This window comes from Nocardiopsis terrae, assembly GCF_014651695.1.
Taxonomy (GTDB): Bacteria; Actinomycetota; Actinomycetes; order Streptosporangiales; family Streptosporangiaceae; genus Nocardiopsis; species Nocardiopsis terrae.
Window position 1 is genome coordinate 473,469 of sequence record NZ_BMXJ01000005.1, and the last position, 12,292, is coordinate 485,760.

Genomic DNA, 12,292 nt, shown 5'->3' on the forward strand with positions numbered 1-12,292 from the left:
TCCACCCGCCGCCCCGAAGAGTCCCCCGACCCCGAGAGACGGTCATGCGCCCGCACCGAACCCTCACCGCCCGCGGCGGCCTGATGCTGTTCTTCGGCGTGGTGGCGCTCGTGTGCGGTTTCGTCATCGGCCAACGGGAACTGGTGGGTGTGGGCCTCTTCCTGGCCCTGGTACCGCCGGTCTCCGCGCTGACCGTGCTGGGCGCTGCCGGCCGTGTGGTGCACAGCCGGGCCCTGCGCCCGCAGCGCGTCCCGGCCGGAACCGACACCCGGGTCCTCGTCCGGATCGGCAACTCCTCCCCGAGCTGGCCGGTCAGTTGGGTGCGGATCGAGGACACCCTCCCGGTCCGGCTCGGCTACGAACCGCGCTACACGGTGGGACACCTGCCCCCGCGCGCCGTCCGCGACGTCACCTACCTGGTACGCCCCGCGGTCCGCGGCCGCTACCCCGTGGGGCCCCTGCGGGTGAGCGTGCTGGACCCCCTGGGCTGTGTCCGGGTGACCCGCGTGGTCGGGGCGCCCACGCCCCTGCTGGTGACCCCTCCGGTGGTCGCGCTCGCCCCGCTCAGCGCCTCGGACGGCTCCCTGGGGGAGAACACACCGCGCCGCTCGGTGACCGGGGTCGGCGAGCAGGACCCCATTCCCCGTGAGTACCGCCACGGCGACGAACTGCGCCGGGTGCACTGGCGCTCCACGGCCAAGCACGGCGAACTGATGGTGCGCAGGGATGAACAGCACTGGCGGGAGCACAGCACCCTGCTGCTGGACACCCGGTACGGGGCGCATTCCGGCGAGGGACCCTGGAGCTCCCTGGAGACCGCGGTCAGCGTGGCCGCCTCGGTCGCGGTGAACCTCCTCGACACCGGGCACGAGCTGCGCCTGCATACCGAACGGGGTCGTCTGCACACCGAGAACACCTCCGGGGTACTGGACGTGCTGGCGACCGCGGAGTCCTCCGAGACCGTCGGCCTGCAGGGCGGCGTCAGCGCTCTGGAGGGGGCCCGGGGCGTCTCGGCCCGGCTGGTGGTCGCGGTCCTGGGCGCCCTCTCCGCGGAGGACGCCCTGGCCCTGTCCCGGGCCAACGGGTCCGGGCTGCACGTGGCAGTACTGTGCACCCGGGCCGCCTGGGCCTCGGACGAGGACATCCGGCGCACCTCCGAGCTGCTGGCGGCCAACGGTTGGCGCGTGGTGCCCGTTTCCGACCCCACCGAACTGCCCCCGCTGTGGCACCGCGCGATCTCCCCCACCGGCGGGGGCCGCCCGGCTCCTGCGGGGGCCCGCGCCCCCTGGGAGGGGTCCCGTTGAGAGCACTGATGCCCCTGGCCGCCCTGGTCTCGATGCTGGCCGCGCTGCCCCTGCTGGGCGGGCTGGTGCGAGGCGGGGACTGGTGGGTTCCGGCCGCCCTTCTCATGGCCGCCACGACCGCCGTGTCCGCCCTGTACCGGCTGAGCGGCCGCAACTCCCTGCCGGTGCCCTTCCTCCAGGTGTTCGCGGCGGCCCTGCTGTTCACCCCGCTGTTCGCACCGGGGACGGGCTTCCTCGGCGTCGTGCCCACCCCGGCCACCTTCGGGCACGCCTGGGCCCTGTTCGAGCAGGGCGTGCACAACATCAACGTCAGCGCCGCACCGGTCGTGCCCTCCGAGGGCCTGCGGATGATCATCGCCCTGACCTTCCTGGTGTTCGCGGTGACCTCGGACTTCCTGGCCGTGACAGCGCGCTGCCCGGGGATGGTCGGCGGTCTGCTGCTGGCGCTGCTCGTGGTTCCGCTCACCGTGGACGACGCGGGCCTGACCTGGGTGCAGGCCGGGGCGTGCGCCGCCGGTTTCCTCGCCCTGCTCGCCACGGACATGTGGGTCCGGAGCCGCTCGTGGGGGGTGATGGTCCCGGACGGGCCCGATCCCGTGAGCCGATTCAACGCGCGGGCCGTCAGGCTGGCCACCGTGGGCGCTGCCGCGTCCACAGCGATCGTTCTGGCCCTGGTCCTGCCCCTGGCGGTGCCCTCCCTGAGGACCGACGCCTTCTACACGATGGCCGACGACACCCAGTTCGGGTCGGGCGACAACGTGACCACCACGCACCCGCTGGTCTCGCTCCGCCGCGACCTGGCCTCCTCCTCCGACCGGACCGTGCTGACCTACCGTTCGGACTCCGACTCCCCCGAGTACCTGCGCACCTACGTCCTGGACGCGTTCGACGGCGAGAACTGGACGATGTCCCCGGTCTACGCCGGCCGTGACTCCGGCCTCGACGACGTCCTCCCCCTCCCCGAGGGCTGGGAGCAGGACACCGGAACCCCGGTCACCACCCAGGTGTCCCTGGAGTCCGACGCCCCCCGGATGGAGTTCCTGCCCCTGCCCTATCCCACACGCTCGGTCGAGGTGTCCGGTGACTGGTACGTGGACTCCGACACCCTGATGGTCTTCACCACCGACACACCCCCGACGGGGTTCAGCTTCACCGCCGAGTCCGCCCGGACCGAGCCCGACGCCGAGGCCCTGGCGGGGGCCGGAGTACCCCGCTCCCTTTCCCGCGACTACCTGGACCTCCCCCGGGACCTGGACGAGAGCGTCCGGGAACTCACCGACTCCCTGACCGAGAACGCCGACTCCGCCTACCAGCGCGCCACCGCTCTCCAGGACTTCTTCACCGGCGGTTCCTTCACCTACGACCTGAGCCCGCCCTCGGTCCCCGGCGGCGCCGACCCCCTGGTCCACTTCCTGATGGAGGACCGGATCGGCTACTGCGAGCAGTTCGCCGGAGCGATGGCGATCATGGCCCGCCAGGCCGACATCCCGGCCCGGGTCGCGGTGGGCTACACCGCGGGTGAGCAGATGGGCGACGGCCGCTGGGCCGTGTCCGTCGGTGACGCGCACGCCTGGCCCGAGCTGTACTTCGAGGGAACGGGCTGGGTGCGTTTCGAACCCACCCCCTCCTCCTCCCGCGGGCAGGGTTCGGCCTCGGTCCCCGAGTACACCTCCGGAGCCGACGTCGAACCCGCACCGATCCCCGACACCGAGCCCTCGGAACGCGACGCGCCCGAGCCGAGCGAGACGGACGAGGAGGAGCCCCGGCCCGCCCCCGAGGAGAGCGGCTCCGCCGAGGAGGAACCCACCGAGGCGGCCGGCGACACGGCGGGCGGCGCCGGAAACACCACCGGAATGCCGTGGCAGCCGGTGGTCGGGGGCCTACTCGGCGGCCTGCTGTTGTTGGCCGCCCCGGCCCTGGCCCGGGGTCTGGTTCGCTGGTCGCGCAGGTCCGCGCTGGCCTCGCCCGGAGCCCCTGGCGCGCACACGGCGTGGCGGGAGCTGCGCGACACCTGCATCGACCTGGGTGTGGACTGGTCGCTCACGGAAAGCCCGCGGGCGACCGCCCTGCGCCTGAGCAACCTGGGGCGGGACGGGACCCCGCTCCCGGCCGACGTCCGGGCCGCCCTGTGGCGCCTGGCCCTGGCGGAGGAGGCGGCTCGGTACGCTCCCGACCCCGCGGGCGGTGGTCGACTGGCCGAGGACCTGGGTACGGCCAGGTCCGGGCTGGCCGCCGCCGCGGCCGGAGGCGACCGGTGGCGCGCCGTCCTCCTCCCCCGTTCCCTGGCACCGTGGCGCCGCCCCCGGATCGAGGCCGCGGCCGCTCCCGCCGTCCCCTGACCGGGCCCCGGCCTGCCCGGCCGGGGCCCGGTCGGCCGGTGGTACTGCCAGCGGTGCGTTCGCGGGCCGCTCAGCTGAGCTCCGGCCGGTGGCCGCCCGGAGCCGGTGGAGCACACGGGCCCGGAGGGCACCGGAAACGGAGCCCGGTCAGGCCCGGGGCGCGAGACGTGCGGGTACGCGGAAGAGGGCCCGGGAGAAGTTGACGCGAAAGAACGGTGGGGCCCGCACACGGCAATCGTGTGCGGGCCCCACCGTCACGGAACACACGAGTGTTCACGGTACCCGTCTGGCTACAGGGGCCGGGGCCCGACAGGGGCGAGCTCCTACTCCTCGCCCTCCTGGCGGCGACGCCACCGCTCCTCGAAGCGGTTCATCATGCCCGGGCGCTTGCCGCCCCTGCGCTTGTGTCTGGGCTCGGCCTCGGCCTCGGCCAGCATCGCCTCCGCACCGCCGCCTGCGGACTTGCGCCAGGCGTTGGCGCCCAGCAGGAAGGAGGCCAGCATGAAGATGAACCCGAGGACACTGATGGTGACCGGAATCGCCAGCGACGAGTCCGGGTTGCTCAACAGCAGGCCCAGGAGCAGCAGTCCCATGCCGAGTACGAAGCCGATTCCGGCCTTGATGATCCAGCGCTTGTAATGGACTCCCGGGTTCGTCTGCCGAACAGTGTTCGCGAACTTCGGGTCCTCGGCATACAGCGCCTGCTCGATCTGGTCGAGCATGCGCTGCTCGTGTTCAGAGAGCGGCACGGCGCCTCCCTACTGCAGTCCCCGGTTGGGGTGACGGGTACTGATGAACAGTCTCTTGGTCAGTGGTATGCCCAGAATACGGTGCACTAGCGCCTGGTGGAAAGAAAAGCTGCGTGTGTACCTGACCCACTACGGCCACGATACCCTCGCCCTGTATCGGAAACACCGGCTTCCATGCCTCTCTTCTTACCCTGACTCCGGTTCTACTCCGACAACGCTCGGAGGCCCCCGGAAGTTGCCGCATCATACGTCGTTTTCGTCACGCTTGGCCAATACGGCCGACTGTATCGCGCCTGGACCGAAACGTGCCTTCACTCGGTCCATAACCCGTTCAACGTCACGCCAACCGGTGTCCTCCTCCCCCAGGGCCAACTGCCGGTACGCGTGCTCCACAGGGGCGACCCCCTCCAACCGAACCCCCACCAGGCGCACCGGTGACCCCTTCAACCCCGACGCCGCGTAGAGCGCACGCGCCACCGTGCTGATCTCCCGAGCCACGTCGGTGCTCTCGGAGAGGGTCCTCGCCCTGGTGATCGTGGAGAAGTCGGCCCTGCGCAGTTTCACGCTCACCGTCCGCCCCACCTGTCCGGAGACGCGCAGGCGGTGCGCCACCTTCTCGGACAGACGCAGCAGTTCCCGATCGATCAGACCCGGGTCGACGACGTCCTCCGCGAAGGTCTCCTCCGCGCCGACGCTCTTGTCCTGGGTCTCCGGCAGGACCGGACTGGGGTCCTCGCCCCGGGCGAGCTCGGCCAGGCGGGTACCGGCCTTCTCACCGAGCTCCATGCGCAGCAGCTGGGTGTCGGCACGGGCCAGGGCGCCGACCGTGCGCAACCCCAGCCGGGCGAGTGTGCGTTCGGTCTTGTCGCCGACCCCGGGCAGCGCCCCGACGGGCAGGGGGTCCAGAAAGCCGTGCACCGCGGCTGTGGGAACCAGCAGCAACCCGTCGGGTTTGCAGTGGGTGGAGCCGAGCTTGGCCACGAACCGGGTGGCGGCGACCCCGACCGAGCAGGTGAGGCGCTGCTCCCGCCGGACCCGTTCACGGATCATCGCCGCGATGCGCACGGGACCGCCGAGACGGCGGCGGGAACCGGAGACGTCCAGGAACGCCTCGTCCAGCGACAGCGGCTGAACGAGGGGCGTCACCGAGCGCAGGATGTCCATAACCGCCTCGGAGGCCTGCCGGTAGGCGGCTCCGTCCGGCGGGTAGACCAGGGCGTCCGGGCACAGCCGCGTCGCCTGGGCCATGGGCATCGCCGAGTGCACACCGTGGCGGCGGGCGATGTAGTCGGCGGAGGAGACCACGCTGCGCGGGCCGGTGCCGCCCACGATCACGGGGCGGCCGCGCGCCTCGGGGTGGCGCAGCTGTTCCACGCTCGCGAAGAACGCGTCCATGTCCAGGTGCAGGATGTGGCAGTCCTCATCCGGGCCGGAACCGTCCACCGGAAAGTCCGCGCCCAACGGCGCGATGCCGTCCGGGGCGACCATGCCGCGCAGGGCGGCACCGCGTTCCAGTTGACGTCGGCTCATGAGCCCAGGTTATGTCCTGCCCGGAGCCGCACGCCCTCCGGAACGGGTCCGGGACCGGCCACCCCTGCCCCGGGTCCGCGGGACCTAGGACTTGAACGCGACGGCGTGCAACTGGGTGGCGATGCCGATCAGCTCGGGATGGTCCGCGGCGGCCTTCTCCAGCTCCACCAGGTGCTGCCCGGCCTGGGCGTCGCCCTCCCAGGCGTGCCCGGGCAGAACGTCGGCGAACACGCGCACCCCGCGGACGCTCTCCCCGGTCAGACCGGAGTGGTTGATCAGGTCCAGGAGCTGCTGGCGGGTGAGCCGCCGGGGCATGGGGTCGGCCTCACCCCAGCGCCCGTCGGGGTCCGAGAGCAGGTGCTGTGCCTCGGTGACGTGTCCGGCCAGGGCACGGTGCAGGGCACCGGCGACGGCGTTGGTCACCAGAAGGCTGACCGCACCGCCGGGGCGCGTGATACCGGCGACGTCAGCCAGCGCGGCAGCGGGCTCGTCAACATACTCGAGCACGTTGTGCACCAGCACGAGGTCGGCGCTGTCGGCCGGGAACAGCGAGGCCAGGTCCCGGGTCTCCCCTTGGACGCCGCGCACCGCGACACCGCTTTCGGCGGCGCGGCGCTCCAGGGCGGCCAGGGAGTCCGGGCTGGGCTCGACAACGGTCACGCGGTGACCGAGTTCGGCGAGCGGGACGGCGGCGCCGCCGGTGCCGCCGCCCGCGTCGACGATCTCCAGGGGCTCGCCGTCGGAGAGGCGGGCCAGTAGCTGCGAGAGCGCGTCCCACACCACGGCGGTCCGAGCGGCGTTGGCCACCCGTGCGGGACCGGTCACACCGCTCGTACCGAAACCGCCTGCCGCGGTCGCGGACGTGCCGCTCCTGTCAGTCACCTGCGTTCCCTCAATCAGCTAGTGCCCGGCCCCGAAGGGGGCTGGGTCCGCACGCCCCGGCCTCGGCGAGGCCTCAGAGCGAGAGCGTCGACTTGTTCTCCATCAGCCTAGACAGAAGTCCGCTGATGAAGTTGGGCGACTCGTCGGTGGAGAGCTCCTTGGCCACGCCGACGGCCTCGGCGATCGCCACACCGTCGGGGATGTCCTCGGCCCACAGTAGTTCGTAGGCGCCCATTCGGAGGATGTTGCGGTCGACGACCGGCATCCGCTCCAGGGTCCATCCGATGGCGTAGCTGTCCAGGAGCTCGTCGATCCGCTCACGCCGTTCGTCGACGGAGCGGGCGAGCCGCTCGGTGAACTCGTTGATCGGCGGCTCGGGTTGGGCCCGGCGTCGCTTGATGACGTCCTCCACCGAGGTGCCGCGCACCTCGGCCTCGTAGAGGACCTCCACCGCGCGCCGACGGGCCTTACGCCGTGCACCACTCATCAGTTGACACGCCCGAGGTAGTCGCCCGTGCGGGTGTCGACCTTGACGCGCTCGCCGGTGGTGACGAACAGGGGCACCTGGATGGTGGCGCCGGTCTGGAGGGTGGCGGGCTTGGTACCGCCGGTGGAGCGGTCGCCCTGCACGCCCGGGTCGGTCTGGGTGATCTCCAGCTCGACGGCGGCGGGCATTTCGATGTAGAGCGGGTTGCCCTCGTTGATGGCCACCGTGACCTTGGTGTTCTCCAGGAGGAAGCCCTTGGCGTCGCCGACCACGGCCTCGGAGACCGGGATCTGGTCGAAGGTCTGGGTGTCCATGAAGACGAAGGAGTCACCGTCGTGGTACAGGTACTCCATGTCACGGCGGTCGACGCTGGCGAACTCGACCTTGGCACCGGCGTTGAAGGTCTTGTCGACGATCTTGCCCGTGAGGACGTTCTTCAGCTTGGTGCGGACGAACGCGCCGCCCTTGCCCGGCTTGACGTGCTGGAACTCAAGGACGTTCCAGAGAACGCCGCCGTCGAGCCGCAGGGTCGTGCCGTTCTTGATGTCGTTCGTCGAGGCCACTTCGGTCGTCTCTCCAAGGGGTGTGACACGTCGGAGACCGGACTCGCTGGTCCGGTCGGTGGTCAGTGGGGCGAGGCGCGGTTCCCGGGGCGGTCGGTTGTGCCGAAAACGGCCCCGGACACTCCTCGCCTCCGGTCAGTCTAGTGGGTCCCGGGGACTCAGGAACCGTTCACGACCGCCTGGTAGGCCTCGTCCAGCAGCTCAGGTGCGGGCCCGCTGAGGATCGCGGGCGCGGCCAGGCCGTCCAGGACGACGAAGCGCAGGGTGGCTCCGCGGGCCTTCTTGTCCACGGCCATGGTGGCGCGCAGCTCGGGCCAGGACTCGGCGGCGTAGCTGACGGGCAGACCCACCGAGGTGAGCAACGACCGGTGCCGTTGGACCAGGGCGTTGTCGATCCGGCCGTCCAGGCGGGCGAGTTCGGCGGCGAAGACCATGCCGATGGAGACCGCGTAGCCGTGCCGGAAGGTGTAGTTCTCGGCCCGTTCGATGGCGTGCCCGAGGGTGTGGCCGTAGTTGAGGATCTCACGGCGGCCGCTCTCCCGAAGGTCCCCGGAGACCACGTCGGCCTTGACCCGGACGGCTCGTTCGATGAGTTCGCGTGTGTGCCTGCCCTCGGGGAGGGTGGCGCCCTCGGGGTCGTCCTCGACCAGGTCACAGATGGCGGGGTCGTCGATGAACCCGGCCTTGATGATCTCGGCCAGTCCGCCGATGTAGTCGGCTCCGGGCAGGCTCGGCAGGGTGGCGAGGTCGCAGAGCACCCCGGCCGGAGGGTGGAAGGCGCCCACGAGGTTCTTGCCCTCGGGGGTGTTGATACCGGTCTTGCCGCCGACCGCGGCGTCGACCATGCCCAACAGGGTGGTGGGCACCAGCACCGAACGGACCCCGCGCAGCCAGGTCGCGGCGACGAACCCGGCCAGGTCGGTGGCGGCCCCTCCGCCCACACCGACCACGGCGTCGCTGCGGGTGAAGTTGGCCCCGCCCAGACGCGACCACAGGTCGGCGGCGACGGCGGCGGTCTTGGCGGCCTCGCCGTCGGGTACCGGCATGGGCAGCACCCGGTAGCCGGCCTCCTCCAGAGCGCCGACCACGGGGCGGGCGATCTCGCCCAGCCCCTCGGGGTGGATGACCGCCACCTGTGCGGCGTCGCCGACCAGGGAGGGCAGTTCGGAGAGGACTCCGCTGCCGACCACCACGTCGTAGCGTCCGGTGGGCTCGCCCACACCGATCCGGGTCGCGGTCACTTCTCGGCCTTTCCAGTGGCCTGGGGCCCCTCGGGGAGGGAGGACACGATGCTGTCGACGATCTCCTCGGGGTGGTACTCCGTCGTGGGCACGGTCACCGTGGCGAGGCCCTCGTAGACGGGCAGCCGCTCGTTGAGGAGCTTGCGCAGCTGGGTGCGCGGGTTCCCGGACAGCAGGGGGCGGGCCACGTCCATCCCGACGCGCTTGGCCGCCTCACCGAACTCCACCTGGAGGTAGACCACGTGGTGGTCGGCGAGGTCCCTGCGGGTGTCCTCGTTCAGGACCGCGCCGCCGCCGACCGCGATGACGCCCTCCCAGGCGTGCAGTCCCTCGGCGACCACCTCGCGTTCCAGGGCCCGGAAGTGTTCCTCGCCGTCCTGGATGAAGATGTCGCTGATGGGCTTGCCCGCCCGTTTCTCGATCTCGGTGTCGGTGCACAACAGGTCCGCGCCGAGGCGGCGGGCCAGTGCCTCACCGACGGTGGACTTGCCCGAACCGGGCGAACCGATGAGCACCGCGATCGCTCTTGCCACGCTCTGCCTACCTCTGGGGGTGCCGCTCCCCACGGGGGCGGGGAGGAAATCTCTACCGTGTGCCCCCCTGTCTAGCAGAAACCCCGTCTCCACCGGCCCGGAGTCGGCCGGGTACCGGCGGACGGCGGCGGAGCGAGGCCCCCGGGGGCCGGGGAGAAGGGCGGCCCGCCCCCCGGAGAGGACGGGCCGGTCGTTCTAGCGGATCTCCAGCGAGTCCAGGTAGCCCCGGAGGTTGCGGGCGGTCTCGGAGAGCGAGTCGCCGCCGAACTTCTCGATGGCGGCCTCGGCGATGACCAGGGCGACCATGGCCTCGGCGACCACACCGGCGGCGGGGACGGCGGTGACGTCGCTGCGCTGGTGGTTGGCCTTGGTGGGTTCACCGGTCCCGATGTCGACGGTGTCCAGTGCCTTGGGCACGGTGGCGATGGGCTTCATCGCGGCACGCACGCGCAGCGGGTCGCCGGTGGACATGCCGCCCTCGACACCGCCCGCGCGGTTGGTGCGGCGGCGCACGCCGTCGGGGCCCGGTTCGATCTCGTCGTGGGCCTCGGAGCCGCGGCGGGCCGCGGTGCGGAAGCCGTCACCGACCTCCACGCCCTTGATGGCCTGGATGCCCATGAGGGCCCCGGCCAGACGGGAGTCCAGACGGCGGTCCCAGTGGACGTGGCTGCCCAGTCCGGGCGGCAGGTTGTAGGCGAGCACCTCGACGACGCCGCCCAGGGTGTCCCCGGACTTCCTGGTGTCGTCGACCTCCTCGACCATGCGGGCGCTGGTCTGGGCGTCGAAGCAGCGCAGCGGGTCCTCGTCGATCGCGGCGAGGTCCTGCGGCTGCGGCTCGGGAGCGTTCTCCGGAACCGCGACGGGCCCCATGGAGACCACGTGGCTGAGGATCTCGACGCCGAGCGCCTGGCGGCAGAACTGCCGGGCGACCTCGCCGACCGCGACCCGGGCCGCGGTCTCGCGGGCGCTGGCGCGCTCCAGGATCGGCCGGGACTCGGTGTGCCCGTACTTCTGCATGCCGACGAGGTCGGCGTGACCGGGGCGGGGCCGGGTGAGCGGCGCGTTGCGCGCCACGCCGTCCAGTTCCTCGGCGGGAACCGGGTCCGGCGACATCACCTTCTCCCATTTGGGCCACTCGGTGTTTCCGACCTCGATCGCGACCGGCCCACCCTGGGTGATGCCGTGCCGGATGCCTCCGATGACGGAGACCTGGTCCTTCTCGAACTTCATCCGGGCGCCCCGACCGTACCCGGCGCGGCGGCGGAGCAGTGCGGCGGCGATGTCGTCAGAGGTGACGGACACACCGGCCGGAAGGCCCTCCAGAATCGCGACGAGTGCAGGTCCGTGGGACTCCCCCGCGGTCAGCCAACGCAACATGTGCACGATACTCCCACGGATCGCCCCCGGGGTCGCCACCGGGATCACGGTTAGGACGTGTTCGGAAGCAGCGGTTGCCCTGCCAGAACGGTGGTGAGTGCGGCGCAGAGCATGAACGGACCCAGCGGCAGGGGTTCGGCCCGGGTGATCCGTCGCAGGGCCAGCAGGGCCAGACCGATCAGGGAGAAGGCCGTGAAGGCCCAGAAGGCAGCGACCAGTGCGCCCACCGGCCCGGCGGCCCAGCCCGCGTAGAGGCCGGTGAGCCCGGACAGTTTGACGTCGCCGAAACCGAGCCCGCCCGGTCTGATCCGCCACATCAACCAGTACAGGACCGTGATGAGGGCCATGCCGACGAGGGCCTGGGCGCCGCGTTCGGTGTCGGGGCCGGCGGGCGGGAGGAGTACGGCCGCGGCCAGGAGAAGGGCCGCCGCGGGGTAGGCGGGGGCCACGAGGGCGTCGGGCAGGCGCATGACCCGCAGGTCGATGACGGCCAGGGGGACTCCGAGCGCGACGAGCCAGAGCACCGCCAGCAGGCCGAAGGGCGACCACGTCCAGACGTGCCACGGAGTGAGGGCTCCGACCAGCGCGAAGAGCAGGGCAGTGGTGAGGACGACCGCCGTGTGCGGACGGACACGCTGTTCACAGTGGGGGCAGGCGCCGCGCTGGCGGAAGGGGCGGGCCGCGACGAGCGGGAGTCCGCGGACGAAGGGGAGTTCGGCTCGGCAGTGCGGGCAGCAGGGCGGCGGCGGCCCGTCCTCGTCCTCCTCCGGGTCAGGGGATAAAGCGGTGTGGGAGGGCAGGGCCGGGGGGACGGCGGTCGGGGTGTCAGGCGCGCCTTCCCGGTCCGCGCGTACGCCTGTGGCACTCTCCTGAGCGGGGTGGAGCCGACGTGACGCCTGGCCCGGCGTGGTCTGCGCCGAGGGGTCGCCACCTGTCGGAACCCGGTCCCGCCCGTCCGTCCTCGGGTCGGGCGGGGTTCCCTGCCCGGAATCGGGTCCCGAACCGGGTGTCCCGGGGGCGGGCGGCCCCGGTTCTACCGTGCTCGCGGCCCCGGGCGGACGGGCCGGGCCGAAGAGGTGGACGAGACGGCCGGAGGTACGGCCGACCACGATGCCGAGCGCACCGAGGGCGGCGGCAGCCAGGACCGCCCACAACAGCGGGGACAGCGTGAAGGCCAAGGGGGTGGGCATGTTCGGAAGTTACCCCTTGGGGTCGCTCCGCGACAGTGCTTCCGGTCACCTGTGGACAACCCCGCGGTCCGGGCCCCGCGCCCCGGTCCCGGCGTCC

General features: G+C 71.9%; 11 protein-coding genes. 2 read left to right on the plus strand and 9 right to left on the minus strand.

Annotated features, from left to right (window positions below):
• Positions 1-44: 44 nt before the first annotated feature.
• Both IE195_RS16470 and IE195_RS16475 read left to right on the plus strand, forming a co-directional pair.
• Positions 45-1,304, plus strand: a complete 1,260-nt coding sequence (locus IE195_RS16470; protein WP_191272354.1) for a DUF58 domain-containing protein — start codon at positions 45-47, stop codon at positions 1,302-1,304.
• Between the two features lie 8 nt (positions 1,305-1,312).
• Positions 1,313-3,643 carry a transglutaminase TgpA family protein gene (locus IE195_RS16475; RefSeq protein ID WP_191272705.1) on the plus strand — a complete coding sequence of 777 codons (2,331 nt, stop codon included), beginning with the start codon at positions 1,313-1,315 and terminating at the stop codon, positions 3,641-3,643.
• A gap of 323 nt (positions 3,644-3,966) precedes the next feature.
• On the opposite strand, the gene IE195_RS16480 is transcribed toward IE195_RS16475, so the two are convergent.
• The 9 genes from IE195_RS16480 to IE195_RS16520 all read right to left on the minus strand — a co-directional run bounded on the left by IE195_RS16480 (position 3,967) and on the right by IE195_RS16520 (position 12,195).
• Positions 3,967-4,392, minus strand: a complete 426-nt coding sequence (locus IE195_RS16480; protein ID WP_191272356.1) for an SCO2097 family morphological protein — start codon at positions 4,390-4,392, stop codon at positions 3,967-3,969.
• A gap of 243 nt (positions 4,393-4,635) precedes the next feature.
• Positions 4,636-5,922: a DNA polymerase IV gene (gene dinB / locus IE195_RS16485; RefSeq protein WP_191272358.1), complete on the minus strand. Its 1,287-nt coding sequence runs from the start codon at positions 5,920-5,922 to the stop codon at positions 4,636-4,638.
• An 84-nt stretch (positions 5,923-6,006) separates the two neighbouring features.
• Positions 6,007-6,804 carry a methyltransferase domain-containing protein gene (locus tag IE195_RS16490; protein ID WP_191272360.1) on the minus strand — a complete coding sequence of 266 codons (798 nt, stop codon included), beginning with the start codon at positions 6,802-6,804 and terminating at the stop codon, positions 6,007-6,009.
• A 73-nt stretch (positions 6,805-6,877) separates the two neighbouring features.
• Positions 6,878-7,291, minus strand: a complete 414-nt coding sequence (gene nusB / locus IE195_RS16495) for a transcription antitermination factor NusB (RefSeq protein WP_191272362.1) — start codon at positions 7,289-7,291, stop codon at positions 6,878-6,880.
• Positions 7,291-7,854 carry an elongation factor P gene (gene efp, locus IE195_RS16500; RefSeq protein WP_191272365.1) on the minus strand — a complete coding sequence of 188 codons (564 nt, stop codon included), beginning with the start codon at positions 7,852-7,854 and terminating at the stop codon, positions 7,291-7,293. The genes nusB and efp overlap by 1 nt, the downstream gene beginning before the upstream one ends.
• 158 nt (positions 7,855-8,012) lie before the next feature.
• A complete protein-coding gene (aroB, locus tag IE195_RS16505; RefSeq protein ID WP_191272367.1) occupies positions 8,013-9,095 on the minus strand; it encodes a 3-dehydroquinate synthase in 1,083 nt (360 codons plus the stop codon).
• A complete protein-coding gene (locus IE195_RS16510; RefSeq protein ID WP_191272707.1) occupies positions 9,092-9,610 on the minus strand; it encodes a shikimate kinase in 519 nt (172 codons plus the stop codon). The genes aroB and IE195_RS16510 overlap by 4 nt, the downstream gene beginning before the upstream one ends.
• Positions 9,611-9,823: 213 nt before the next feature.
• Positions 9,824-11,005 (minus strand): chorismate synthase, encoded by a 1,182-nt coding sequence (gene aroC, locus IE195_RS16515; RefSeq protein ID WP_191272369.1) that lies wholly within the window; start codon positions 11,003-11,005, stop codon positions 9,824-9,826.
• A 50-nt stretch (positions 11,006-11,055) separates the two neighbouring features.
• Positions 11,056-12,195, minus strand: coding sequence for a prepilin peptidase (locus IE195_RS16520; RefSeq protein ID WP_191272371.1), 1,140 nt, complete (start codon positions 12,193-12,195; stop codon positions 11,056-11,058).
• Positions 12,196-12,292: the final 97 nt, after the last annotated feature.

Coding starts and splice junctions, on each gene's coding strand:
- IE195_RS16470 (WP_191272354.1), top strand. CDS start 45: ATGCGCCCGCACCGAACCCTCACCGCCCGCGGCGGCCTGATGCTGTTC.
- IE195_RS16475 (WP_191272705.1), top strand. CDS start 1,313: ATGCCCCTGGCCGCCCTGGTCTCGATGCTGGCCGCGCTGCCCCTGCTG.
- dinB (WP_191272358.1), bottom strand. CDS start 5,922: ATGAGCCGACGTCAACTGGAACGCGGTGCCGCCCTGCGCGGCATGGTC.
- nusB (WP_191272362.1), bottom strand. CDS start 7,291: ATGAGTGGTGCACGGCGTAAGGCCCGTCGGCGCGCGGTGGAGGTCCTC.
- aroC (WP_191272369.1), bottom strand. CDS start 11,005: ATGTTGCGTTGGCTGACCGCGGGGGAGTCCCACGGACCTGCACTCGTC.
- IE195_RS16520 (WP_191272371.1), bottom strand. CDS start 12,195: ATGCCCACCCCCTTGGCCTTCACGCTGTCCCCGCTGTTGTGGGCGGTC.